General features: G+C 50.2%; 22 protein-coding genes and 1 pseudogene. 11 read left to right on the top strand and 12 right to left on the bottom strand.

Translation table 11 applies throughout. The features are described from left to right. The first annotated feature begins 15 nt into the window (after positions 1-15). Positions 16-1,584 (top strand): chromosomal replication initiator protein DnaA, encoded by a 1,569-nt coding sequence (dnaA, locus tag DBY97_RS02930; RefSeq protein WP_107857363.1) that lies wholly within the window; start codon positions 16-18, stop codon positions 1,582-1,584. Between the two features lie 105 nt (positions 1,585-1,689). After that, the gene (dnaN, locus tag DBY97_RS02925) at positions 1,690-2,793 is read left to right on the top strand and encodes a DNA polymerase III subunit beta (RefSeq protein ID WP_003682174.1); all 1,104 of its coding nucleotides are present in this window, start codon (positions 1,690-1,692) and stop codon (positions 2,791-2,793) included. Positions 2,794-2,930: 137 nt separating this feature from the next. Here the strand turns inward: dnaN and DBY97_RS02920 are convergent, their stop codons facing one another. The 6 genes from DBY97_RS02920 to orn all read right to left on the bottom strand — a co-directional run bounded on the left by DBY97_RS02920 (position 2,931) and on the right by orn (position 7,740). Continuing rightward, positions 2,931-3,293 carry a DUF7606 domain-containing protein gene (locus tag DBY97_RS02920; RefSeq protein WP_004520408.1) on the bottom strand — a complete coding sequence of 121 codons (363 nt, stop codon included), beginning with the start codon at positions 3,291-3,293 and terminating at the stop codon, positions 2,931-2,933. 297 nt (positions 3,294-3,590) lie between these two features. Then, complete coding sequence (locus DBY97_RS02915; RefSeq protein WP_107857362.1) at positions 3,591-5,177, bottom strand: L-lactate permease; 1,587 nt, start codon at positions 5,175-5,177, stop codon at positions 3,591-3,593. A 330-nt stretch (positions 5,178-5,507) separates the two neighbouring features. Next, positions 5,508-6,143, bottom strand: a complete 636-nt coding sequence (locus DBY97_RS02910) for a 7-carboxy-7-deazaguanine synthase QueE (protein WP_107857361.1) — start codon at positions 6,141-6,143, stop codon at positions 5,508-5,510. A gap of 108 nt (positions 6,144-6,251) precedes the next feature. Beyond that, positions 6,252-6,623: a DUF1304 domain-containing protein gene (locus DBY97_RS02905; protein WP_004520404.1), complete on the bottom strand. Its 372-nt coding sequence runs from the start codon at positions 6,621-6,623 to the stop codon at positions 6,252-6,254. Between the two features lie 73 nt (positions 6,624-6,696). Continuing rightward, positions 6,697-7,119: a 6-carboxytetrahydropterin synthase QueD gene (queD, locus tag DBY97_RS02900; protein WP_003748900.1), complete on the bottom strand. Its 423-nt coding sequence runs from the start codon at positions 7,117-7,119 to the stop codon at positions 6,697-6,699. 63 nt (positions 7,120-7,182) lie between these two features. Then, positions 7,183-7,740: an oligoribonuclease gene (gene orn, locus DBY97_RS02895; RefSeq protein WP_070873651.1), complete on the bottom strand. Its 558-nt coding sequence runs from the start codon at positions 7,738-7,740 to the stop codon at positions 7,183-7,185. A 133-nt stretch (positions 7,741-7,873) separates the two neighbouring features. Here orn and dxs point away from each other — a divergent pair, with 133 nt between their 5' ends. Genes dxs through DBY97_RS02880 form a run of 3 tightly spaced genes read left to right on the top strand, consistent with a single transcriptional unit; the run spans position 7,874 to position 12,245 of the window. Next, positions 7,874-9,763, top strand: a complete 1,890-nt coding sequence (dxs, locus tag DBY97_RS02890) for a 1-deoxy-D-xylulose-5-phosphate synthase (protein WP_107857360.1) — start codon at positions 7,874-7,876, stop codon at positions 9,761-9,763. 35 nt (positions 9,764-9,798) lie between these two features. Next, positions 9,799-10,809, top strand: coding sequence for a glycosyltransferase family 2 protein (locus tag DBY97_RS02885; RefSeq protein WP_107857359.1), 1,011 nt, complete (start codon positions 9,799-9,801; stop codon positions 10,807-10,809). A gap of 35 nt (positions 10,810-10,844) precedes the next feature. Continuing rightward, the gene (locus tag DBY97_RS02880) at positions 10,845-12,245 is read left to right on the top strand and encodes an L-serine ammonia-lyase (protein WP_107857358.1); all 1,401 of its coding nucleotides are present in this window, start codon (positions 10,845-10,847) and stop codon (positions 12,243-12,245) included. A gap of 80 nt (positions 12,246-12,325) precedes the next feature. On the opposite strand, the gene DBY97_RS02875 is transcribed toward DBY97_RS02880, so the two are convergent. Beyond that, positions 12,326-12,547, bottom strand: coding sequence for a hypothetical protein (locus DBY97_RS02875; RefSeq protein WP_036492912.1), 222 nt, complete (start codon positions 12,545-12,547; stop codon positions 12,326-12,328). 8 nt (positions 12,548-12,555) lie between these two features. Next, positions 12,556-13,185 (bottom strand): C40 family peptidase, encoded by a 630-nt coding sequence (locus tag DBY97_RS02870; RefSeq protein WP_107857357.1) that lies wholly within the window; start codon positions 13,183-13,185, stop codon positions 12,556-12,558. A 260-nt stretch (positions 13,186-13,445) separates the two neighbouring features. Between DBY97_RS02870 and hslO the strand changes: the two genes are divergently transcribed. Then, positions 13,446-14,342 carry an Hsp33 family molecular chaperone HslO gene (gene hslO / locus DBY97_RS02865; protein WP_107857356.1) on the top strand — a complete coding sequence of 299 codons (897 nt, stop codon included), beginning with the start codon at positions 13,446-13,448 and terminating at the stop codon, positions 14,340-14,342. A 174-nt stretch (positions 14,343-14,516) separates the two neighbouring features. Here the strand turns inward: hslO and tyrS are convergent, their stop codons facing one another. Continuing rightward, on the bottom strand, positions 14,517-15,812 hold the full coding sequence (tyrS, locus tag DBY97_RS02860) for a tyrosine--tRNA ligase (protein ID WP_107857355.1): 1,296 nt from the start codon (positions 15,810-15,812) through the stop codon (positions 14,517-14,519). A 75-nt stretch (positions 15,813-15,887) separates the two neighbouring features. Further along, on the bottom strand, positions 15,888-17,747 hold the full coding sequence (locus DBY97_RS02855; protein WP_107857354.1) for an acyltransferase family protein: 1,860 nt from the start codon (positions 17,745-17,747) through the stop codon (positions 15,888-15,890). 399 nt (positions 17,748-18,146) lie between these two features. Between DBY97_RS02855 and DBY97_RS11365 the strand changes: the two are divergent. After that, positions 18,147-18,254 (top strand): annotated as a pseudogene (locus DBY97_RS11365) (IS5/IS1182 family transposase); the annotation flags it as partial. Between the two features lie 83 nt (positions 18,255-18,337). Here the strand turns inward: DBY97_RS11365 and ychF are convergent. Then, positions 18,338-19,429, bottom strand: a complete 1,092-nt coding sequence (ychF, locus tag DBY97_RS02850; protein ID WP_107857353.1) for a redox-regulated ATPase YchF — start codon at positions 19,427-19,429, stop codon at positions 18,338-18,340. A gap of 860 nt (positions 19,430-20,289) precedes the next feature. Further along, complete coding sequence (gene ppc, locus DBY97_RS02840) at positions 20,290-22,992, bottom strand: phosphoenolpyruvate carboxylase (protein ID WP_107857351.1); 2,703 nt, start codon at positions 22,990-22,992, stop codon at positions 20,290-20,292. Positions 22,993-23,179: 187 nt separating this feature from the next. On the opposite strand from ppc, the gene DBY97_RS02835 reads away from it, so the two are divergent. From DBY97_RS02835 to DBY97_RS02820, 4 genes are all read left to right on the top strand, one after another. Next, positions 23,180-23,644: a cyclic pyranopterin monophosphate synthase MoaC gene (locus DBY97_RS02835; protein WP_107857350.1), complete on the top strand. Its 465-nt coding sequence runs from the start codon at positions 23,180-23,182 to the stop codon at positions 23,642-23,644. A 49-nt stretch (positions 23,645-23,693) separates the two neighbouring features. Continuing rightward, complete coding sequence (locus tag DBY97_RS02830; protein ID WP_199900733.1) at positions 23,694-24,440, top strand: HesA/MoeB/ThiF family protein; 747 nt, start codon at positions 23,694-23,696, stop codon at positions 24,438-24,440. 185 nt (positions 24,441-24,625) lie between these two features. Next, positions 24,626-24,970, top strand: coding sequence for a CidA/LrgA family protein (locus DBY97_RS02825; protein WP_004519538.1), 345 nt, complete (start codon positions 24,626-24,628; stop codon positions 24,968-24,970). After that, positions 24,970-25,668 (top strand): LrgB family protein, encoded by a 699-nt coding sequence (locus tag DBY97_RS02820; protein WP_432760703.1) that lies wholly within the window; start codon positions 24,970-24,972, stop codon positions 25,666-25,668. The genes DBY97_RS02825 and DBY97_RS02820 overlap by 1 nt, the downstream gene beginning before the upstream one ends. The last annotated feature ends 20 nt before the right edge of the window (positions 25,669-25,688 follow it).

Genomic DNA, 25,688 nt, shown 5'->3' with positions numbered 1-25,688 from the left:
TCCGAGCTTAATCTCATGACGTTAGCTGAATTTTGGCCGCTGTGCCTTTGCCGCCTTCACGAAATGTTGCCTGCCGGGCAGTTTGCGCAATGGATTGCGCCTTTGACCGTGGGCGAAGAAAACGGCGTATGGGTGGTGTATGGTAAAAACCAATTTGCCTGCAATATGCTCAAAAGCCAGTTTGCCGCCAAAATTGACGCCGTGCGTGCCGAATTGGTGCCTCAGCAGGCTGCTTTTGCGTTTAAGCCGGGCGTAGGTACGCATTATGAAATGGCGGCTCAGGCTGTTGCGCCGGTACAAGTGCAAGAAGTCATTGAAGTTGAAGAATTTGTAGAGCCTGTTCAAATGTCTTTGCAAACTGCTGCGGCAGCGGAAGAAGATAGGTCATCTAAAACAGATTCCAAGCCTGCCGCTGCCATGACGGCTGCCGAGATTTTGGCGCAACGCATGAAAAACCTGCCGCATGAGCCTCAAGTGCAAACTGCCGCTCCGGCTGAGTCTAAAGCAGTTGCCAAAGCCAAAACCGACGCGCAACACGATGCGGAAGAAGCGCGCTACGAACAGACCAATCTGTCGCGCGACTATACATTTGAAACTTTGGTGGAAGGTAAGGGCAACCGCCTTGCCGCCGCAGCCGCCCAAGCGATTGCTGAAAATCCGGGGCAGGGCTACAACCCGTTTTTCTTATACGGCAGTACCGGTTTGGGTAAAACCCACTTGGTGCAAGCCATCGGCAACGAATTGCTGAAAAACCGTCCTGATGCCAAAGTACGCTATATGCACTCGGACGACTATATCCGCAGCTTTATGAAGGCTGTGCGCAACAACACTTATGATGTGTTCAAGCAGCAATACAAACAATATGACCTGCTGATTATCGACGATATTCAGTTCATCAAAGGTAAAGACCGTACGATGGAAGAATTCTTCTATCTGTACAACCATTTCCACAATGAGAAAAAACAACTGATCCTGACGTGCGACGTATTGCCTGCCAAAATCGAGGGTATGGACGACCGTCTCAAATCCCGTTTCTCATGGGGTTTGACTTTGGAACTCGAACCGCCCGAATTGGAAATGCGCGTGGCGATTTTGCAGAAAAAGGCAGAAGCAGCCGGTATCAGTATCGAAGACGAAGCTGCTCTGTTTATTGCCAATCTGATCCGCTCCAATGTTCGTGAGCTGGAAGGTGCGTTCAACCGTGTCAGCGCCAGCAGCCGTTTTATGAACCGTCCTGTCATCGACATGGATTTGGCGCGTACGGCTTTACAGGATATTATTGCCGAAAAACACAAAGTCATTACCGCCGACATCATCATCGATGCGACAGCCAAATACTACCGTATTAAAATCAGCGATATATTAGGCAAAAAACGTACGCGCAACATCGCCCGTCCGCGCCAAGTCGCCATGAGCCTGACCAAAGAGCTGACTACGCTCAGCCTGCCTTCTATCGGCGATGCCTTTGGCGGTCGCGACCACACGACCGTGATGCACGGTGTCAAAGCGGTGGCAAAACTGCGTGAAGAAGATTCCGAATTGGCGCAAGACTACGAAAAATTGCTGATTTTGATTCAGAACTGACCCAATGCAATTTCAGACGGCCTGATGTCAATATGAGGCCGTCTGAATGCAAAAAATATTTTAAAATACCCAAATCAACCGATTTCAAATTCAAAGGAATGGAACATGCTGATTTTACAAGCCGATCGCGACAGTCTGCTCAAGCCGTTGCAAGCCGTTACCGGTATTGTCGAACGTCGCCATACTCTGCCGATTTTGTCCAATGTGTTGCTGGAAAGCAAAGATGGACAAACCAAACTTTTGGCAACCGACTTGGAAATCCAAATCAATACCGCCGGTCCTGAAAGTCAGGCAGGCGATTTCCGCATTACGACCAACGCTAAAAAATTCCAAGACATTCTGCGCGCCCTGCCTGACAGTGCGCTGGTGTCACTGGATTGGGCGGACAACCGTCTGACTTTGCGCGCGGGCAAATCCCGTTTTGCCCTGCAAACCCTGCCTGCTGAAGACTTTCCGTTGATGAACGTCGGCAGCGACGTCAGCGCGACTTTCTCGCTGACTCAAGAAACCTTCAAAACCATGCTTTCGCAAGTGCAATACAGCATGGCAGTTCAAGATATCCGCTATTATCTCAACGGCTTGCTGATGCAGGTTGAAGGAAACCAGCTGCGCCTTGTTGCAACCGACGGTCACCGCCTTGCTTATGCGGCCAGCCAAATTGAAGCAGAACTGCCGAAAACGGAAGTAATCCTGCCGCGCAAAACGGTATTGGAACTCTTCAAGCTGTTGAACAATCCGTCCGAGTCCATCACCGTTGAGCTTTTGGACAATCAAGTACGCTTCCAATGCAATGGCACGACCATTGTCAGCAAAGTCATCGACGGCAAATTCCCTGACTTTAACCGCGTGATTCCTTTGGATAACGACAAGATTTTCCTCGTATCCCGTACCCAGCTTTTGGGTGCGCTTGAACGTGCCGCCATTCTTGCCAATGAAAAATTCCGCGGTGCACGACTGTTCCTGCAGCCTGGTTTGCTGAGTGTCGTATGTAGCAACAACGAGCAGGAAGAAGCGCGCGAAGAGTTGGAAATCGCTTATCAAGGCGGAGAACTCGAAGTCGGTTTCAACATCGGCTATCTGATGGATGTGTTGCGTAACATCCACTCTGACGATATGCAGCTTGCCTTCGGCGATGCCAACCGCTCAACGCTGTTTACTATGCCGAACAATCCGAACTTCAAATACATCGTAATGCCGATGCGTATTTGATTTGGAAAACAAACAAAAAGAGCGTGTACGGTACACGCTCTTTTTTATAGGCTCGAATCAAAAGGCCGTCTGAAAATTGTTTTTCAGACGGCCTTTTGATTAAACCGGGATGATTCGGTTAAATAGGAAAACTGGGATTAACGTGGACGTGGTTCGCAGTTTTTCACCAGGAATGAGCCGTTAGGGGCGTTCACGCCAACCACTTCAGAAGTAGTATGGGTGTTTTTGTCGATGAAACCGGCAGACATTACATAGCCTTTACGGTTGGTGAAAGTAGTGCCAGTGCTGTCAGAACGTTTTTTGTCGACAACCAAAGAGGCTTTTTTGCCACCGGCGTTTACGTCAGCAGTAACTGCACGGCCGCTACGGTCAAAGCCGTACATCACGTTCAGTGATTTGCCACCGTCACAACGGTAAGAAACGAAGCCGGCAGGTGCAGCGGCAGCAGAGAAGGAAACAGTAGCCAATGCGGCTGCAGTGATAACAGAAAGTAATTTCATGATCTAAGCTCCATATGAGGGTTGTGTGTTATCTTGCAAAATGAGAAAGGGTTTCCGTTTGCAGATGAAGCGTATTTTAGGCGTTTTGTCGGTAGTGGCAATTAGGTAAATTGCAAAACAGTGTTTACTTATGATTACCCGATTGTTTATTAATAGAAAGTTGTTTGTAATTTGGTGTTGCAAAGTGGTTATGCAGGTTGTTGCGGAATATATACATTAATGATTCTTTAAGAAATATAGCGAAAGAATACAAAAAAGGCCGTCTGAATATTCAGACGGCCTTTGATATGAAGCGGTTTACAAGAAGAAAATTGAAGCGATAGTCACGGCGATGACGCCATAGATGCTCATCGGGATGACAGTTTTCTTGATGATCGCGCCTTCGGCGTTGTTTACGTTCAACACGCTGCACACGGCGATGATGTTGTTGATGCAGACCATGTTGCCCATTGCGCCGCCGACGGATTGCAGGGCGAGGATGAGGGTAACGGACAGGCCGGTATCAAGCGCGATTTGTTGTTGAATCGGACCGAAGGTCAGGTTGGATACAGTGTTGGAGCCTGAGAAGAATGCACCGATTGCGCCAAGGTATGGGGAGAAGTAAACCCAGTGTTCGCCTGCCATCGAGGCAAACTCTTTACCGATGATTTTCACCATGGAGTCATCGCCGCCAACCATCATCAGTTGAACCATAATCAACGCACCCATCAGGGCAAGCAGAGGTTTTTTGGTTTGGTTGAAGGTTGCAGCGTAGAAAGACCAGGCATCTTTGAATTTGGTTTTGTACAGCAGGATGCAAATCCAAACGGTGAAGACAAACGGAATCCAAGCCGGAACGTAGAGGGTTTGATAGGAAGCGTTTACGCCTTGACCGAAGATGTTGCCGAAGGTGATGGTCAGGGAGTCGCTGACGGTGATTTTGGATAAATCAAACGGCAGTTGGAAGCTGAACCATTCTTCTTTGCTGGTCAGCAAACCTTTGATGCCCAGCTGTTTGATGCGGGTAACCACCAGCATACCGATCAGCATACCCAAAGGAGCCAGTGCTTTGGCAACTTGTGCGAAAGGTACTTTTTCTGCGTTCGGGTCTTTGGCGTAATCTTTGCTCAAGCCCCAGCCGCGGTTTGCCGCGAATACGGACACCATCAGGCCGATTGCGCCAGCAACCAGAGATGGGAATTCTTCATTGACCATTGCCAATGCAACGTAAGGAAGGGTACAGGAGAATACGGCGATACCGATGAAGCCCAAGTTTTTGCGGATTTCAGCCCAAGGTACGATGAAGCTCAAGCCGATAACAGGGATGATGAAACCTGCGAAGAAGTGCATTACGCCGGTTTGCATACCGATTTCCATAATGCTTTTTTGATCCAGGCCCAAAGGTGCGAAGCCGAACCAAGTCGGTGTGCCTACCGCGCCGAAGGAAACGGGTACGGAGTTCATCACCAAAGTAAAGATGGCTACTTTCAGCGGATTAAAGCCCAAGCTCATCAGAATCGGCGCGGCAATGGCGGCAGGCGTACCGAAACCGGACGCGCCTTCAATCATAAAGGCGAAAGACCAGCCGATGATCATCAATTGGGCAATCGGGTTCGGGCTGATGGTGGCCAGCCATTTGCGGATGACGTCGATACAGCCGGTGGTTTCCATCATGCGGTTGAACATAATGGCACCGAAAATCACGGTAATCGGGGTCAGGGTAGAAACGAGGCCTGACGCTGCCGTTGCGTTGAGCAACATGGCGTTGTCGCCGAAATAAAACAGTTTGATGACGTAAATCAGCGCGGCGGTAATCGGCAACGCAATGTAAGACGGCATACTGTTTTTCTTAACCATCAGCCAAATCAGCAGGATGATGGGGAAAATGCTGAGAAAGAGAGCCATAGGAATATCCTCGGGGCAACAAGCACCATAACCGTCAATGCAATGGCGGTTTGATACGATGTGTTGAGCAATAAATGTTTTTCGAATAGATATTTGCATCCTTAGATGCGGTCAGTTATCAGGTAAATTGGTTTTACCAATTTATGAAAACTGTTGCACACTTTACGTAATCTTATGTAATCGGTCAAGAGTTTTATAACAAAAAAGGCCGTCTGAAATAGGGTTTCAGACGGCCTGAGCGCTTTGCCAGTAGTGCATTTGGTCGAATATCGAATGGTATTTACATTCAATATTTTGTAAAGGTTTAATTTTTGATTGATTTCAAACGAATTATTCTATTCCTGCCCACTTATGCGTCTGTACGCTCAGTTGCCAATGGACGGGGGCGTCGGCTCGGCTGTTTAACACGCCGATTTGGCGGATGGTGTCGTAGATATTCATCGCGCCGTCTTGTTCGCAAGGCGAGAGATAGTAATGTCGGGCGCGGATTTTGCGTTCCATTTCCTGACAAAACGCAATGACTTCGCCGTCGGCGACAATGCGCACTTCGTCTGCTTTTTCGATGCAGCTTTTTTCATATTTGGCGGCGTAACAGGCTTTGGGGCTGGTGGCAACGTAGTCGATTTGCGGCGGAGCGGGGTTGAGGCCGTTGGTTTCGATACACAGAAAATAGCCTTCGGCTTTGAGTGCATTAAGCAGAGCGTCTAAATGCGGTTGGATGGTGGGTTCGCCGCCGGTAATGATGATGTTGCGCGCCGTGTAAGTTTTCAGACGGCCTAAAATATCGGACAGGCTCATCATGCCGAATTTGAGGTAGTCGGTATCGCACCAGCTGCATGCGAGATTGCATTTGCCCAGGCGGATGAAAACGGCGGGCATGCCTGTGTTCCAGCCTTCGCCTTGCAGGCTTTCAAAGATTTCGACAATGCGGTATTGGGGATTGTTCGGCGTGATGTGAATGGTCATGAATATTAGGTGTGTGGGATTGAATTGTTGTCGTGAAGCGTTTGAAGAAGTGATGTGAGGCAGCCATTCTTTCTGTCAGTTCAATGGGAAAGAATGGCTGGTGTGTACTTAAGCGGCAATGACGGCTGCGGCGGCTAAAAATGCCGGCAAGCCTTGTTTGAGCAAAATGCTTTTGTTGCCGGATGAAAACGCGCCCCATGCGGCGGCGATGAGGACGAAGCCGAGGAACAGGATGGTCGCGCCGTAAACCGCGTTGTCGGGTGCGGCAAAGCGCGCCCATACCAAGCCGATGGCGAGGAAGCCGTTGTACAGGCCTTGGTTGGAAAACAGGGTTTGTACGCGTTTTTGTTCCATGAATTCGTAAGGCATGTTGAACAGCTCTGACGCTTTTTCGCTTGGGATTTGCGTCATTTCGAGCCAGGCGATGTAGAAATGTTCGACAGCGACGAAGAGGACGAGGAGGGTGGAGATGATTTTCATGAAGATTCCTTTTGATGTTTAGCGGATGGGTGTGTTTGGGGAGCAGGCCGTCTGAAAAATACAAAATGCCGGTTTATTCCCCTTCATATTCCGCACACGAAGTCGGCGTTTCCCATAATTTCACGCTGCACACTTTGACACCGGCGTTTTTCAGACGGCCGTACATTTCTACGCTCATGTTTTCGGCGGTGGTGCGGCACGGCAGGCGCAGGGTTTTCATGTTCCAGCCTTCCAAAAGTGCGGCGATTTGGCTTTCACGTTCGTTGTTGCCGTGATAGATGAAGGCATGGTCGAACGGGTCGGTAATGTGTTGTTTGACGATGGCTTTCAGGTCGGTAAAGTCCATCACCATGCCGTCTTTTGCGCCGCCTTGGATAACGGGTGCGGAGACGGTGATTTCGAGTTTGTAGGTGTGGCCGTGCAGGTTTTGGCACTTGCCGTCATGCCCGTCGAGCATGTGAGAGGAATCGAAGGTAAAGATTTTGGTGATTTTCATGAGATGAGGGAAGCCGATGAGGCCGTCTGAACGGTGTAAAACCTGTTTCAGACGACCTTGGGATTATTGTTCGGAAGGGAGTTTGAGGAAATGCTCGCGATAATGGCGCATTTCTTCGATGCTTTCGAGGATATCGTCCAATGCCTTGTGCGAACCGCGTTTGACCACGCTTTTGGCAACGGCCGGATTCCAGCGTTTGGCCAATTCTTTCAGCGTGGATACGTCTAGGTTGCGGTAGTGGAAATAAGTTTCCAAACGCGGCATGTATTTGACCATGAAGCGGCGGTCTTGATGGATGGAGTTGCCGCACATGGGCGTCGATTTCTCGGGTATCCATGCGGACATGAAGTCCAACAGGTTTTGCTCGACTTCGGCTTCGGTCAGTTTGGATTCGCGCACGCGTTGGGTCAGGCCGGTGCGGCCGTGGGTGGCGGTGTTCCACTCGTCCATGCCGTCGAGCAACTCGTCGCTTTGATGGATGACGTAAACGTCCGATTGTGCCAGTACGTTCAAATCGGAATCGGTAATGATCATGGCGACTTCGATAATGCGGTCGTGTTCCGGGTTGAGGCCGGTCATTTCCATATCGAGCCAGCAGAGATTGTTTGCGTTTTGGGTCATTTCAGACGGCCTTGTGTTTTCAGTTGGCAGTATTATAAAGGATAAAGGTTCGGGCCGTCTGAAAGCATTTGTAACAAGTTGTGCAATCTCTTGATATAATCGTCCGTTACACAAAAAATCACCGCCAAAAATCATGAACCCAAGCCCTTTGCTCGATATTATCGATACGCCTCAGGATTTGCGCCGTCTGGAGAAAAAACAGCTGCCGCAAGTCGCCGCCGAATTGCGCGAATTTCTGTTGGATTCCGTCGGTAAGACGGGCGGCCATTTCGCCAGTAACTTGGGCGCGGTCGAGCTGACGGTGGCACTGCATTATGTGTACGACACGCCCGAAGACCATTTGGTCTGGGATGTCGGCCATCAAAGCTATCCGCACAAAATCCTCACCGGCCGTAAAAATCAAATGCACACCATGCGCCAATATGGCGGTTTGGCGGGTTTTCCGAAACGCAGCGAGTCGGAATACGACGCGTTCGGCGTAGGGCATTCTTCCACATCCATCGGCGCGGCCTTGGGCATGGCCGTTGCGGACAAACAGTTGGGCAATAACCGCCGCAGCGTCGCCATCATCGGCGACGGCGCCATGACGGCGGGTCAGGCGTTTGAAGCCCTGAACTGCGCAGGCGATATGGATGTCGATTTGCTGGTTATCCTCAACGACAACGAAATGTCGATTTCCCCCAATGTCGGCGCGCTGCCGAAATATCTTGCCAGCAACGTCGTGCGCGATATGCACGGCCTATTGAGCACCATCAAAGCCCAATCGAGCAAAGTATTAGATAAATTGCCCGGAGCGATGGAGCTTGCCCAAAAAGTCGAAAACAAAATCAAAACCTTGGCAGGCGAAGCGGAACATGCCAAACAGTCGCTGTCTTTGTTTGAAAACTTCGGTTTCCGTTACACCGGCCCGGTGGATGGCCACAACGTTGAAAATCTGGTGGACGTATTAAAAGACTTGCGTGGCCGAAAAGGCCCTCAGTTGTTGCACGTCATCACCAAAAAAGGCAACGGCTACAAATTCGCCGAAAACGATCCTGTCAAATATCACGCTGTTGCCAAGCTGCCGAGCGAAGTGCCTGCACCGGAAGTCAAACCTGCCGCGGCCAAACCGACTTATACGCAAGTGTTCGGCCAATGGCTGTGTGACCAAGCAGCGGCTGACGAGCGTTTGGTTGCCATCACACCTGCCATGCGCGAGGGCAGCGGCTTGGTTGAGTTTGAACAGCAATTCCCCGACCGCTATTTCGACGTTGGAATCGCCGAGCAACATGCCGTTACCTTTGCAGGCGGTTTGGCATGCGAAGGCATTAAGCCTATCGTGGCGATTTACTCCACTTTCCTGCAACGCGCTTACGACCAGTTGGTACACGACGTTGCCTTGCAAAACCTGCCTGTTTTGTTCGCTATCGACCGCGCCGGTATTGTCGGTGCAGACGGCCCGACCCATGCCGGTTTATATGACTTGAGCTTTTTGCGTTGCGTGCCGAACATGATTATTGCCGCACCCAGCGACGAAAACGAATGCCGCCTGCTGCTCTCAACCTGCTATCAGGCAGACTCTCCGTCCGCCGTCCGTTATCCGCGCGGTACAGGCACGGGTGCAACCATTTCAGACGGCCTGGAAACCGTTGAAATCGGCAAAGGCATCATCCGTCGCAAAGGCGAGAAAATTGCCGTTATCGCCTTTGGCAGCATGGTTGCCCCATCATTGACCGCGGCTGAGAATCTGAACGCGACCGTTGCCGATATGCGCTTTGTCAAACCGATAGATGAAGAGCTGATCGTCCGTCTTGCCCGAAGCCATGACTACATCGTTACCGCTGAAGAGAATGCAGAACAAGGCGGCGCAGGCAGCTCGGTGTTGGAAGTGTTGGCGAAACACGGCATCTGCAAACCGGTATTGCTGCTGGGTGTAGAAGACAAAGTTACCGAACACGGCGACCCGAAAAAACTCTTAGCCGATTTGGGATTGAATGCCGAAGCCGTTGAAAAACGCATTGCCGGTTGGATAGAGGTCGTCTGAAAAATATTAAAACATTTCAATACATTGCATAATTTATGGGAAAAAAACTAATCAGCATCAGTATGGTGCGCAACGAAAACGACGTGATCGAATCGTTTGTCCGTCATAATCTCGAGCTGATGGATGAAATGCACATTATCGATCATGGCAGCAGCGATGGCACAAGGGAAATCCTGATTCAATTGAAAGAAGAAGGTTTGCCGATATTTATCTATCAATATCAAGCGCTCAAATTCAATCATGAGCAATTGGTCAACCAGTTGATGAAGCAGCTTGTAGCAAAAGATGAAGCGATAGATTTCGTTTTTCCGCTGGATGCGGACGAATTTATTTCATGTCCTAGCCGTACCATGCTGGAACAACTCTTGGATGTCATCGGCGAAAACAGGATCGGCATGTACCTTTGGCGCGGCTATTTGCCGACATCGTTGCAATACAACCCCGATTTCACCACACAATTTACCGAGCAACGCCTCGAAACGCTCTTTACCCCCAAAGTCATTATCCCCAGATGGGCTGCCGAATCTTGCAGCGTGATTATCGGCTGCCATTACATGTTGGATAAAGATGGCAACAAGGTTAAATCAACCCTGTTTCATTCGCCGGATTATCGAGGTTTACATTCCTGGTTTATCGAGCAGTTTTCCGCACAATTTGCAGAGACCGATTTGTTGTGGCTGGGGCATTTCCCAATCCGCTCCTTGAACCAGCACATCAAAAAAATCCTCGAAAAGTCCATCTTGATTGCCATTAAAGACGGAAGCAACGATATTGCCTGGGAAAACCAGTTGCGCGAATTGTTGGACAATGGCATGAAGATGGATTTGAACGATTTACGGCTGTTGGCATACAGATACCGCGCCGGTTCCACAAGTTTGGAAGACATGCATTGTAGAGTCAGTCGTTACGAACCCTTGCGTAAAAAACCGCTGATGCTGAAATACACCTCGCCGGAAGCAGGCGATCCTTTGATGACTGTCGGACATCTGGTACTTGCATTGGCAAGCGCCGCACAAGATTCCTCTTTAGGCCTTAACGCCGTCTGAAAAACACAGCCTGCACACACAATAATAGGAAAATTATGATCAGCATCTTTGATATTTTCAAAATCGGCATCGGCCCGTCCAGCTCGCACACCGTCGGCCCGATGAAGGCCGCGGCCGCTTTTGCCGATTTGCTGAATGCCGAGAACTTGGACACACAAGTGGCGCGCATTGTTATTGAAGTGTATGGCTCGCTTGCTTTGACCGGAATCGGACACGGCACATTCGACGCATTATTGCTCGGTTTGGAAGGCAGCCTGCCGCACGATATTCCGCTTGCAGACATCCCCCAACGCTTGGAACGCATCCGCACGCAGCACGTTTTAAAACTCAACGGCCGCGAAATGACCTTCAATCCTGAAAAAGATTTGGATATCCGCGGCGACAAAGTGTTGCCCAAACATCCGAACGGTTTGAACTTTATCGCCTACAATTCAGACGGACTGAAGCTGAAAGAGCAGATTTATTATTCGGTTGGCGGCGGTTTTATCGTAACAGATGAAGGGTTTGCACAAGAAGCGCAGGAAAATTCGGACGTGCCATATCCTTACAACAACTGTAACGAGCTGCTGGCACAATGCCGTCAAAACCAGTTGAATATTTCCGAAGTTGTGTTGGCCAATGAAGCGGCGTTGGCAGGTTGCGATGAGGCGGAAGTGCGCCGCCGTGTGGCTGCCGTGGCCGATGTGATGGAAAACTGCATCAAGCGAGGCTTGGGTGCGGAAGGGCAATTGCCGGGCGGCTTGAACGTCCGCCGCCGCGCACCGCAGTTGGCAGCCAAACTCAAAGTCCTGCGCGAGAGCGAAATCGTCAATACCCAACTTTGGCCGATGGTGTACGCCATGGCGGTCAATGAAGAAAATGCCGCCGGCGGCCGCGTCGTAACCGCACCAACCAACGGCGCGGCAGGCATTATTCCTGCCGTCTTGCACTATTTCCGCAAATTTAATCCGCACGCCAACCAATCGCGTGTTGAGGACTTCCTGCTGACTGCCGGCGCCATCGGTATTTTGTACAAAACCAACGCATCGATTTCCGGCGCGGACGTCGGCTGCCAAGGAGAGGTCGGCGTAGCATGTTCCATGGCGGCGGGTGCATACGCCGAAGTTATCGGCGGTACACCGAAACAAGTGGAAAACGCCGCCGAAATGGCCATGGAACACCACTTGGGCCTGACCTGTGACCCTGTCGGCGGCTTGGTGCAAATCCCCTGCATCGAGCGCAACGGCATCGCCGCCGAAAAAGCCCTCAAGCTCGCCACCCTCGCGCTTTTGGAAGACGGCACAGACAAAAAAGTCTCGCTTGATGAAGTGATTCAAACCATGTTGCAAACCGGCCGTGATATGAAGGCAACCTACAAAGAAACCTCACTCGCAGGCTTGGCCATTACTTTGCAGAAAAAAGCCATACCTGTATCCGTGCGCGTGGTGGAATGTTAGCAATAGGGTAGGGGATCTGCCCGATAAAAAAGGCCGTCTGAAAAACTTTCAGACTGCCTTTTTTTGTATGGATCGAATAACTAACCGTTTTTTTGATAAGGGTTTTCCAGCCCGGCCATTAAGTCGCGGAAGTATTCGCGCAACTGTTTTTCGGAGCAACCCATCAGCAGCGCGTCTTCAAATGCGTCCTGAGCCATTTGGTAGAGTTCGTTCAAGTTTTCGGTCATGACTTTGACTTTTTCGGTGCAGGAAACAATCTGACCGTCGTCGTCATACCATTTGGGCATTTGCGGCATCGCCATCGTGCACCTCAATTCAAGAAACGGGATGGGTCGTTTTTCTTCACGCGGCGGGCAAAGGCGTATTTTCCGTTCCAATATTTGTGGCCGAGGCTGGTAATTTCGATACGTTTGCCCGTTCTCGGCGCGTGAATGAAATTGTTGTTGCCGATGTAAAGGCCGACGTGGGAAATACGGCCGCGACCCATGGTGCGGAAAAAGACCATGTCGCCCGGCTGCAATTCGGAACGACTCACGGCAACGCCCATTTGTGCTTGTTCGGCAGAGGTGCGCGGCAGGTTTACGCCCATGGCGCGTTTAAAGATGTGTTGCATGAAGCCGCTGCAGTCAAAGCCGGTAGAAGCCGATGTGCCGCCGTAGCGGTAGGCCACGCCGAGCAAGCCCATGGCGCTGCCGATCAATTCGTCTGAATTACCTGAAGGTGCGCGCGTATTGTTGCTTGGGGCTGGACGTGTATTGACGGGGTGGACAGGGGTTGCCTGACGCGTATTGCCGTAAACGTTGGCGTTGTCGTTGAATTGGTTTAAAACATGCTGACGGGTGGTAATCAGGTTTTCCAAATCATCGGCGTAAGAAAAATTGACGCTCGCGAGCATGGCGACCGAAGTCCAAACTGCTGCGAGCCGGAGTAAAAAATTCATTGTAAAAACTTCCGTTTCAGAAGGCATTCCCTGCCGATTGCAGGCACATTGCCGGTTTCTGAGATGTTATCCCGTATCATTCTCTTGTTATCTGCTTGATTGTATTCAAAAACCGTCTTTTTGGCAAAAAAACTGCTGTTATTTTGCGTTAAACCCTTGTTTCCAAACAAACTAGAAAAACATTAAATGCGGTTTCGCTTGATTTATCCGCCGCTGCAACCATATAAGCGGCATTCATTGATTTATTTTCAGAGATTGACATGACACAAAATCACAGCGATATCCGTACACGCTTTATCTTCGATGATATGCCTATCCGCGGCATGCACATCCGCCTCGAAAAGGTTTGGCACCACATCGTCAACCAAAAACATTATCCTGCCGCCATCCGTCGCGCATTGGGCGAATTGTTGGCCGCCGGTGCTTTATTGTCTGCCAACCTTAAAAATGAAGGCGCGCTGATTGTTCAGGTTCAAGGTCAGGGCCGTCTGAAAATGTTGGTGGTGGAAGCGACTTCTGAAAATACTGTCCGCGCTACCGCGCGTTGGGACGAAACTGCTGAAATCCGTGATGACGAAAGCCTGACTGCGCTGTTGGGAGAAAACAGCGTGTTCGTTTTGACCCATCAGCCCAAAGATGCCGACCCGTGGCAAGGTGTTGTACCGCTGGAAGGCGACAGCATTGCGCAAATGCTGGTCAACTATATGAAACGTTCCGAGCAGCTCGATACCTATATTACGCTTGCCGCCGACGACCAAGCCGCAGGCGCATTATTGCTACAACGTCTGCCGGAAGAAGAATTGGATGATGCCGCGTGGGAGCATGTGACTACACTTGCGCAAACGCTTACTCCGCAAGAATTGACCGGTTTGGACGCTCATCACGCCCTTTACCGTCTTTATCATGAAACCCCGCCCCGCGTTTTTGAACCGGAGGCTATTGAATTTGCCTGCACCTGCTCCCGCGGCAAAGTCAGCGATATGCTGTTGATGCTTGGCGGTCAGGAAGTCGGCGGTGTGGTGGCAGAACAAGGCAGCATTCAAATCGATTGCGATTTCTGCCATAGCAAGTATGTGTTTGATGAAACCGATGTCAACGCTTTGTTTGGCGCGGATGTGGTGAATGCCGTCCGTCAAGAAAATGAGCGTTTGCAGTAATTACAAGATAAAAGGTTCTTAAAGAAATTGGATACCTTGTAGAAGGGCAGGTGTAAAACCTGTCCTTTCTTTTTGGGAAATTGAATACCATCAATAGAAAATGCCGTCTGAAAAAAAGCGTGGCTGATTTCAGACGGCATGATTGTTTTAAACGATGCGTTTAATGTTTAAAGATTATTTCCAAACCAACAAAGCGTGGTTGCGTTTGCCGCGGCGGACGATGGTGTATTTGCCGAAACGTTTGTGCTCGTCGGTCAGCATGTAGGCATCGTCAGGCTTTTCAGCGGTATGGTTCGGATTGTTGGCTTCGGCAGGTTTGCCGTTAAGCAAAACTGCTTTGCTGTTGACAAAACCGCGTGCTTCTTTGTTGGAAGACGCCAAACCGGTTTTCACCAAAGTCTCCACCACGTTGAGGCTCTCGGAAACTTCAAAAGCCGGCAGGCCGTCGAGTGCCAGCTGCTCGAAGTCGTTTTCGGTGAGATGGCTTTGGTCTTCGGCAAACAGGCTTTCAGAAATGCGTTGGGCGGCTGCAAGGGCTTCTTCGCCGTGAATCAGACGGGTCATTTCTTCGGCGAGAATGCGTTGCGCTTCTGGCTTGGTGCCGCTGGCTTTGTCTTTCGCTTCGATGGCATCGATTTCTTCGATGGACAGGAAGGTAAAGTATTTCAGGAAGTTATACACATCGGCATCGGCCACTTTCAGCCAGAATTGGTAGAACTGATACGGAGAGGTTTTCTTTGCGTTCAACCATACCGCGCCGCCTTCGGTTTTACCGAATTTGGTGCCGTCGGATTTGGTTACCAAAGGCAGGGTCAGGCCGAATACTTGTTTTTGGTGCAGACGGCGGGTCAAGTCGATACCGGCAGTGATGTTGCCCCATTGGTCGGAACCGCCGATTTCCAAAACTGCGCCATGGCGTTTGTTCAATTCGGCAAAGTCGTAGCCTTGCAGCAGGGAGTAGGCGAATTCGGTAAAGGAAATGCCCACATCGTCGCGCTCGATACGTTGTTTGACGGATTCTTTGTTCAGCATGGAGTTGACGGAGAAATGCTTGCCGATGTCGCGCAGGAAGTCGAGGCAGTTCATGCTTCCGAACCAGTCGGCATTGTTGGCCATAATAGCTGCGTTGTCGCCTTCAAAGCTCAAGAAAGGGGTCAATTGGTTGCGGATGCTTTCTACCCAGCCGGCAACGGTTTCGGCAGAATTCAAGCTGCGTTCGGTGGCTTTAAAGCTTGGGTCCCCAATCATGCCGGTCGCACCGCCCACCAAAGCAATCGGCGTATGGCCGGCTTGTTGGAAACGGCGCAATGCCAATACAGGCAGCAAATGGCCGATGTGCAGGCTGTCTGCTGTCGGGTCAAAACCGCAATAGAGGGAAATTTTTTGTTCGTTTAGCAAAGCGTCTAAGGCTTCGATGTCGGTAGTTTGGGCGATTAAGCCACGCGATTGTAGGTCTTTGATGACGCTCATTGATATCTTCCAAAAAAATTAGCAGTTTTACAAACTGCCAATTGTAACAAATTTCATCGGATGAATGGCTATGGCTTACTGAAGAAGCGTATGTTTTTCAGAAAAACGCTTGGCCAGTTCTCTGCCGCCGTAAGGGTTGATGTGGTCTCTATCGGAATAAACCGGCAATCCGTTGATTTTGAAGTTCTCCGGAATATAGGCAGTGGCATCGATAATGTGTACATTGGCATATTTTTCTGCCAATTCTTTGATGCGTTCATTTCCTTTTGAAGTGACTGTTTCATCAATGGCAAGATTTTGACTAAATCCCGGTATGCGGTAAGACAGAATATAGGCACGCAAGCCGTTGTATGACAGATTAGGGTTGTCTATCATCAGGTAAATCGCTTGTTTTTCCGAAGAAAGTTTTTGCAACATGAGGTCGAATTTTTTGAAAAAATCGGCATCGTAAGCAAGGGAATGGCTGTTTTCAGGCATTTGGCTGCCCCAGCGCATGGCCAAAAGTACTTTTGAGTATTGGGGCAGATGCTCTTTGGCGTACTCATAAATAGCACGGCAGGAAGCATTTCGCTTGAATACGGGCGCGGCATAATCTTCTACATAGGCACAACTGTCCGCAGAAACCATCGCTGCCGACCAGTTTTCTTTTTTGCCGACGGTATCAAAAAACGTTTTATATTGGTCGGCATGCGAATCGCCTAGAATCAGTAATTCCGGCTGTTTGTCGGTATCGCCCCAAATGCACTGTTTGTCGGTATTGTTGTGACAAGAAGTGTAGGAACGCGCCAATCCCATACGGTCGTATTGCTCCATAAACGGGAGCTTCATGGCAAGAAAAGGCGTAATGGCCAAAACAAGCATGGGGACGGCATAAACCCATGCCACAGATTGGGCAAAAGAGCCTTTCCAGTTTTTAAACGGCTTCTCGACAAAATAATAAGAAAGCAGAGAGAGTGCGAACATTAAGACAATCGCAGCCGCAGTCGAATACGAAGGCAGATTGCTTGAACCGATGTATCTCATAAAAGCCAATACAGGCCAATGCCAAAGATACAGTGAATAGGAAATCAAGCCTATGCCGACAGTAATCTTCCATTGGAAAAATTTTTTCAGCTGATGTTCAAATTGATTGAAGTAAATGAATGCGGCGGCGGCCAAACAAGGAATCATGGCGGCAGGCCCCGGGAAATAGGCAGTTTTTTCCGTATAGGTAAACAGGCAGGCAAACAGTACGCATATGGAAAGTAATGCACCTGCCGCCGCATATTGTTTGCCGGTATCCAGCGCTTGCTGTTGCCGGTATTGCATCCATACTGCCGTCAACGAGCCGATCAGCATTTCGCAGGCACGCAGATGGGGAAGATAATATTTATCCAGTGCAGTCGGCATAAAAGAAGCCAAAATGCTGAATACGCATAGCGTGATGAGGAAGGCAAACTGGGTGCGCCAGCTTTTGCGGACAACCAGTAACAGCAATATCGGGAAGACGAAATAATATTGCTCTTCGACCGATAAAGACCAAATGTGAAGCAAAGGTTTTTCTTCTTGTATGGGATCGAAATAGCCCTGACCCTTTGCAAAAAAGATATTGGAGATGAACCCCAAGGTGGACAGGGCTGTCCTCCATAAAAGAAAGAAATCATCTTTGGTGAATAAAAGAAAGCCGCATATCAGCGTTACCGTCAATACGGTAAAAAATGCGGGCAGTATCCGCTTGATACGGCGGATGTAAAATTTTTTGAACGAGAAAATCCCGCTACTCATTTCACGATGGATAATCATCGTGATCAGAAAGCCGGAAATGACAAAAAAGATATCAACACCAAGAAAGCCGCCAGGCAGCCAGTTTTTTTCAATATGGAAAACGACAACGGATAGAACAGCAACGGCACGCAATGTATCAATATCTGGGCGGTAAGATAAAACTTTGCTCATAATATTTTGATTTTAATTAGTTTATTTTAATGGCGTCGTCTGAAAAGTGATTCCTGCCGAGAATGGCAGCATTTCGGAGGTCAGCCATCGTTTGTCAGTACTGGGCAGTTTGTTTGCCTTCTTAGAATGATTGCTGATGATATGCGTTTGAATAGGATTAGATTAGAGTAGGAATACAGTTGATAGTTTCAACATAATATTTAATATGTTGTTTTTATAATGAATCAATACGATGCGGTATTGTTTAATTATTTATTGTCATATCAGTGGTATTGTTATTGATGATGTAACCTTGCTCTATTTTTAGGTAAGGCGTCGGTAAGGAGCGAGAGATTTTAAGAAAGAAAAATTACGGGACATGCCCGCATTTATTATGGAGATAATGTCTTGTTTTGTTGATATAGTGGATTAAATTTAAATCAGGACAAGGCGACGAAGCCGCAGACAGTACAGATAGTACGGCAAGGCGAGGCAACGCTGTACTGGTTTAAATTTAATCCACTATATTTCAAGACATGAGACCGTCTGAAAATAAATTCAGACGGCCTTAGTCTTAGAAAAGGCCGTCTGAAAAAAGCGTTACGCTGGGTTTATACGTTAAAGAGGAAGTGCATCACATCGCCGTCTTGTACAACGTATTCTTTGCCTTCCACACGCATTTTGCCGGCTTCTTTGGCTTTTGCTTCGCCGCCTAAAGCGATGAAGTCTTCGTAGGAGATAACTTGGGCACGGATGAAGCCGCGTTCAAAGTCGGTGTGAATCACGCCGGCGGCTTGTGGCGCAGTGTCGCCTTTGTGGATGGTCCAAGCGCGGACTTCTTTGACACCGGCGGTGAAGTAGGTTTGCAGGCCCAAGAGGTCGTAGCCGGCACGAATCAGGCGGTTCAGGCCCGGTTCTTCCAAGCCCATTTCAGCGAGGAATTCGGCTTTTTCGTCGTCTTCCAATTCGGCGATTTCGCTTTCCATCGCAGCGCATACTGCCACAACCGGCGCGTTTTCTTTTGCAGCCAATTCTTTCAGGCGGTCGAGGTGCGGATTGTTTTCAAAACCGTCTTCGGAAACGTTGCCGACGTACATGGCGGGTTTGGCAGTCAGCAAGAACAGCGGCTTGAGCATGGCGAGTTCTTCTGAGTCCAAACCGAAGGAGCGTACAGGCTTGCCTTCGTCCAAATGCGGCAGCAGTTTTTTACACAGATCGACCAGTTTTTGCGCGTCTTTGTCGCCTGAGCGGGCGCGTTTTTCTTCGCGGACAATGGCTTTTTCGACGCTGGCCAAGTCAGCCAGTGCCAACTCGGTGCCGATGGTTTCGATGTCGGCAATCGGATCGACTTTGCCTGCAACGTGGACGATGTTGTCGTCGTCAAAACATCGTACAACGTTAACAATCGCGTCAGTCTCGCGGATGTTGGCGAGGAACTGGTTGCCTAAGCCTTCGCCTTTGCTCGCGCCTGCAACCAAACCGGCGATATCGACAAATTCGACGATGGCAGGCTGCATTTTTTGCGGATTGACGATTTTTGCCAATTCGGCCATACGCGGATCGGGGACTTCAACGATGCCGACGTTGGGTTCGATGGTACAGAAAGGATAGTTTGCCGCTTCGATACCCGATTGGGTCAGCGCGTTAAAGAGGGTGGATTTGCCGACGTTGGGCAAACCGACGATACCGCATTTCAAGCTCATGGTTTTTCCTGAAAAGATAAAAGTTTAACGGCGGATTATAGCATATTGTGAAGGTACTCAAAACAGCCGCAATGCTGGTGTGTTCTTATAATAAAAGGCCGTCTGAAAAAAGAAGGGGTAGGCATTCAGCTTATTGTGCTTCCGAAGAATGAGAAAATGAATAAAGCCATTAAATAAAACAATTTTTCGGATAGGAGGCTTAAGATCAAACCCAAAAGAATGCCCAGTACCCAATAAATCATCTGACGGTATTTCGGGTTGGATGCGGTACGTAACATTTTGAAATACAAAACCAGACAGCCAAACATACAGATTGTTTGAAACAGAATGAGGGGGAGACTGTCAATGGCTCTGAAAATCGAACCATAAAGGATGATTGTCCCTATGCGTATGCATAAATAAATTAAAGCCGAGCCTGCCGCCGAGCTCCCAAAAGGGACGGGTGTGTCGGATGAGTCGGGTGTTTTGTGGGGCTGAAGCCTGCCGAATAACAAGATAAATACGATGTCAAACATATTGATAGTTGCCTTGGTGTGAGATGTTTTTGTTTTTCAGACGGCCTTAGGGTTGTCTGAAAGCTTATTGTGCGGCGATATGGGGTAGTGCCGCGTGTCAGTAGGTCGACCATCCACCATGCTGAAGCAGTTGCCATACTTAAGTGAACATATTGATTTAGCAGAGGGTTATCTGCTATTTCTCCAAATAGTCTGAAATACAGGGTAAGTTAAATGAATAGGGTCAGAGTGGCAAGCAGGTTGAGAAACAGTATGGAGTTTTTGGGTAAATACTTTGCCGCGGTTCGCAGTTAGTTTAAAGGCCGTCTGAAAAACTGTTTCAGACGGCCTTTTTTCCGTACTGACTTAACCGGTATTACGCAAACCTTGCGCCACGCCGTTGATGGTCAGGTGAACCATCAGCAGGGCGTGCGGATTGTCGGGCTCTTTGCGCAGGCGTTTGAGCATGGCGACTTGCAGGCCGTTGAGGGCGTTCAGGTATGGAATCCTCAAGGCAAGCGAACGGGCGAGGCTGCGGTTGTCGCGCAGGAGCTCTTCGGTTTGCAGCAGGTCGAGCAGTGCTTTGCGGCTGCGTTGGTATTCTTCTTTGATCATGCCGAAGATCACTTTTGCTTTATCGGGCGATTCGCTCAAGCCGGCATAGTTTTCCGCCAAGGTGATGTCGGTTTTTGCCATCACTTGTTCCATATTGGAGAGCATGGCTTGGAAGAATGGGTTGCTTTGGGCGTGTTCGCGCAGGGCGGCGAGCGTTTCGGGTTTGCCTTCGCACAAGGTTTCCACTGCGCTGCCGAAACCGTACCAAGCCGGTAGCATGAGGCGGTTTTGCATCCATGAGAATACCCACGGAATTGCACGCAAGTCCTGAATCCGCGCCAAGGTTTTGCGGCTGGCGGGACGGCTGCCGAGGTTGAGGGTGGCGATTTCCTGAATCGGGCTGGTTTGCAGGAAGTAGTCGATGAAGTCGGGGTGGGTAATCAGTTCGCGGTAGTATTTGAACGATACGTCCGACAAATCCTGCATCAGTTTGGCATCAGGGTCTTTTTTATCCGGCAGGATGCTGGCTTCCAAAGTCGCGGCAACCAAGGTTTCCAAGTTGCGTTGGGCATTGCCCGGGTCGGCGTATTTGGCGGTAATGACTTCGCCTTGCTCGGTAATGCGGATTTGTCCGGCAACACTGCCCGCAGGTTGCGCCAAAATGGCTTGGTAAGATGGGCCGCCGCCGCGACCTACGCTGCCGCCGCGGCCGTGGAACAAGCGCATACGGACATCGTATTTTTTGAAGAGTTCGACCAAGCCCAACTCTGCCTGATACAGACACCATGAGCTGGTAACGTAGCCGCCGTCTTTGTTGGAGTCGGAGTAGCCGAGCATGATTTCTTGGATGTTGCCGCGGCTTTCGAGCAGGGCATCATACCAGTCGAGGCGGAACATGGTTTCCATGACCGGACAGGCGTTTTCGAGTGCTTCGATGGTTTCAAACAGAGGCACGATGTTGATGCGGCTGTGCGGTTTGCCGTTTTCCACCACCAACAGGCCGCTTTCTTTCAGCAGCAATGCCAAGGCGAGCAGGTCGCTGGGTTGTTCGCAGTTGGAAATAATGCTTTGTGTAACGGCATCTTCGCCAAATTCGTCTTTGATTTTGCGCGCTTCGTTGAAAATTGCCAATTCGTGGCGGGTATGGTCGCTGTATGTGATGAACGGGCTGTACAGCGGACGTTGATGGCTCAATTCTCGCAACAGGGCGGCTTGTTTTTGTTCTTCGTTCAGGCTGTTGTAGTCTTCCAAGCCTGCGTGTTGGAAAAGCTCGGCAACCACATCGGCGTGTTTGCCTGCGTGTTGGCGCAGGTCGAGTGGCATCATGTGGAAGCCGAACACGGACACGCTGCGGATAATATTGGCCAGACGGCCTTCTGCCAGCAGTTGGCTGCCGTTTTCCTGGAGCGAGCGTTGCAGTTTTTTCAGGTCGTTGAGGAACTCTTCAACCGTGGCATAAGGCTCGAGGAAGCCGAATTTGCAGCCCATGCCCAAACCGAGTGAGCGTGCCTTGCCCATGGCGCGTGCCATGATGTAGGCGATGGCGCGGCGGTAGGGTTCTTCGGTACGGGCGATTTCTTCGTCAGGCGAGAGGGCGGCCAATGCCATCACGTCATCGTTGACTTTGACGCGGCGGATGGAGAGCGGCAGTTCGCGGTAGAGTTTGTCGAGTTCGCCGCGATAGAAACGGAACACTGCGTCGGCATGCCGTCTGAACGCAAAACGCAAGGTTTCGGCAGAAACGAACGGGTTGCCGTCGCGGTCGCCGCCGATCCAGCCGCCGATTTTAAGGATATTTGGAACGCGGACGCCGGGATAGGCCGTCTGAAAATCACGTTCCATTGTGCGGTAGAGTTTGGGCAGGGCTTCAAAGAAGCTCATTGGGAAGATGGATACGCCGTTGTTGATCTCGTCGTTGACGCTGAGTTTGTGGCGGCGCGTTTCGCTGGTCTGCCACAAGCCCAAAAGGACTGTGTCGATTTCGCGGCGCAACTGAGCCAGCGCATCAGGATTAGTGCAGCGTTCGCGTTGCGGCAGCAGCGCGCGGATGCGGCGGTTGAAGCTCAAGACGGTTTGGCGTTGCACTTCAGTCGGGTGCGCGGTCAAAACGGCGGTAACGACTGTATTGTCCAGTTGTTGTTGCACTGCTTTGCCGTTGACTTTTCCGGCTTTGAGTTTACGCACGGTTTCCGTCAGGCTGCCTTCGGCACTGTTGTGTCCGGCCTCTTCGTGGATTTGGCGGCGGCGTTCGTGGTGCACGTCTTCGGCGATGTTCAAAATCTGTGCGAACAGGCCGCAGGCCAAGGTTAAATCGTGAGTTTGTTGTTCATCTAATTGCGGCAACACCTTTTCAATCAAGGCAGCGCTGTCGTCTGAAGTCGATAATAACTTAACGGTTTCGACCACCAAGGGCGACGCTTCCTCATGCAGCAGATTGAAAAGAGACTGTTTTAAAAATTCCGCATCCGCTGCCAAAGCGGCATCTTTGGGATTGTTTAAGATATGCAGTTGCATGATTTTTCTCTTATTTAAATGTTAATTTGGGTTTGTCCCGAATCCATTGTATAGCAAATTTTTGTAAACTGCCAATGCTGCCGTCCGATACATTTCAAACCGGAAAACAGCCGTCCGTATCTGCCGCGTGGCCGGTGTCTGTAAAATGCCGTAAAATATTGCCCATCAAAACAGAGGCGAGAAACCCATGATCGAATTTCCCAACCAGCCCGATTTTCCTGAGCAACACACCGCCGTCGCCGTCGGCACCATCAACATGAGCCAGCAGGCGATACGGGTGTTGATAGAGAATGCCACCGAAAAGGCAAGTATCCTGACCATCGCCCGCGTTGCCGCCATTCAAAATATCAAACAAAGCGGCAACCTGATTCCGCTGCACCTGCCCGGCCGCATCATCGGCGTGCAGGTTGATTTCGATATTAACGTTGAGCTGGCCTGCCTGAAGGCCACATTGACCGTCCAAGCGCACAGCAATGGCAGCATTGCCACCGAAGCCCTGACCGGCCTCAATTTGGCGCTCTTGAGCGTTTACGACATGATGAAAGACGTTGACCGCAATATGATGCTCAGCGGCATCCGCCTCGAATCCGAAACCAGCAGCGAAGGCCGTCCTTTCCTGTTTGACAACGCATACGAAAATATTAATTTCTAAATCACTCAGGCCGTCTGAACGTTGGGTTTCAGACGGCCTTATTGTTATGATGAACGATCAACAACTCTTGCGGTTCAGCCGCCATATCCTGCTTGATGAAATCGGTATCGAAGGCCAAGAAAAACTCTTGGCCGCCCATGTGCTCGTTGTCGGTTGCGGCGGGCTGGGTGCGGCGGCCTTGCCGTATCTTGTCGCCGCCGGTATCGGCCGCCTGACGATTGCCGATGCCGATACCATCGACGAGACCAACCTTCAACGCCAAATCACGTTTACCGAAGCCGACATCGGCAAAAACAAAGCTTTGGTCATGCAAGGCCGTCTGAAACAAATCAACAGCCAAACACACATTACGGCCATTGCCGAATTTCTCGATGAGGCCAAGCTTGTCGAATTGGCAAACGCCGCCGACATCATCCTCGATTGTTCCGACAATTATCCCACACGCCAGGCGGTCAACCGCGCCGCCGTTGCCACGCACACGCCTTTGGTTTCCGCCGCAGCCGTCGGCTTTGATGGACAAATTGCCGTGTACCGTCCCGATCTTCCCGATACGCCCTGCTATGCCTGCCTGTTTGACGGCGAACAAGCCAGCGACGGCGCTTGTGCATTGTTCGGCGTTTTTTCGCCATTGGTCGGCGTTATCGGAACGACCCAAGCCGCCGAAGCGCTCAAAGTACTGATCGGTATCGGTGCGCCGTCGCACGGCAAACTTTCTACCTATAACGCGTTGAGCGGAAAATGGCAGCAATACGGGGTGAGACACAATCCCGAATGCTCGGTTTGCGGCGGCCGTTAAAGACAAAAAGCAGGGTAGGGGTTTCGACATTGCCTAAGCAACCCACTAGAGTAATCATACTTATCTTTCATTAAACTTGAAGGAAGGCGTTTCTTCCCTTTTCAGACGGCCTGTGGCACGATATGATTCAATGATTAATAAATTTTTTGAGGCCGTCTGAAAAAGGATAAGGAGAAACCGGCTTAATGAATATTATTCGTGCCTTATTGGTGGTATTGGGTTGCCTGGCTTTGGGCGAGGCGGCCGTTTGGATTTTGGGGTTGAAACTGCCGGGCAGTATTGTCGGTATGGCTTTGCTGTTTGCTGCGCTTCAGGCCGGCTGGGTCAAATTGTCTTGGGTGGGAGAACTGGCAGATATTTTGATGGCAAACCTGACTTTGTTTTTGGTGCCGCCTTGCGTGGCCGTCATCAGCTATTTGGACGTGATTGCAAACGACTGGTTTTCGATTCTGACGGCCACAATCGGCAGTACGATCTGCGTATTGTTGGTGACCGGCAAAGTGCATGAGTGGGTCAGGAGGTGGATGTGATGAACATAGACGGGCTGTTGCGCATGCCCTCGGTCATGCTGTTCCTGACTTTGGCCGTATATGCTTTGGCGGTGCAGATTCGGGCGCGCACGGGGAATGTGCTGTGTAATCCGGTATTGATCAGTACGCTGGTGTTGATGGGTTATTTGAAAGTATTTGCCATCGATTACGAGCTGTACCATTCTGCTTCGCACTTTATTGATTTTTGGTTGAAACCGGCAGTCGTGTTGCTGGCGGTGCCGCTTTATCGAAATTGGGACCGTATCCGCAGCCAGTGGTTGCCGGTGGTGCTGTCGCAGTTGGCGGGTAGCGTGATAGGCATTGTTACGGGCGTGTATTTTGCCAAATGGCTGGGCGCTTCGCGCGAAGTGATTTTGTCGCTGGCTTCCAAATCTGTGACCAACCCGATTGCGATCGAAATCACGGCGTCTATCGGCGGTATTCCGGCGATTACGGCGGCAACGGTGATTATTGCCGGACTTTTTGGACAGATGGCCGGATATAAAGTGTTGAAAGGGACGTTGTATATGCCTTCTTCAGTGGGAATGTCTTTGGGTACGGCCTCACATGCGATGGGTATTGCGGCGTCTTTGGAATACGGCCGCCGTATGGCCGCATATGCCGGCTTGGGCTTGACGCTCAACGGCGTATTGACGGCGGTATTGGTGCCTATCTTGATTCCCTTATTGGGCGTATAGCGTTTAGGCCGTCTGAAAAT

Origin of the sequence: Neisseria subflava (genome assembly GCF_003044645.1) — a bacterium.
In the GTDB taxonomy this organism is placed as follows: domain Bacteria; phylum Pseudomonadota; class Gammaproteobacteria; order Burkholderiales; family Neisseriaceae; genus Neisseria; species Neisseria subflava_B.
The sequence above is the reverse complement of the archived record's forward strand: the minus strand, read 5'-3'. Positions and strand labels throughout refer to the sequence as shown.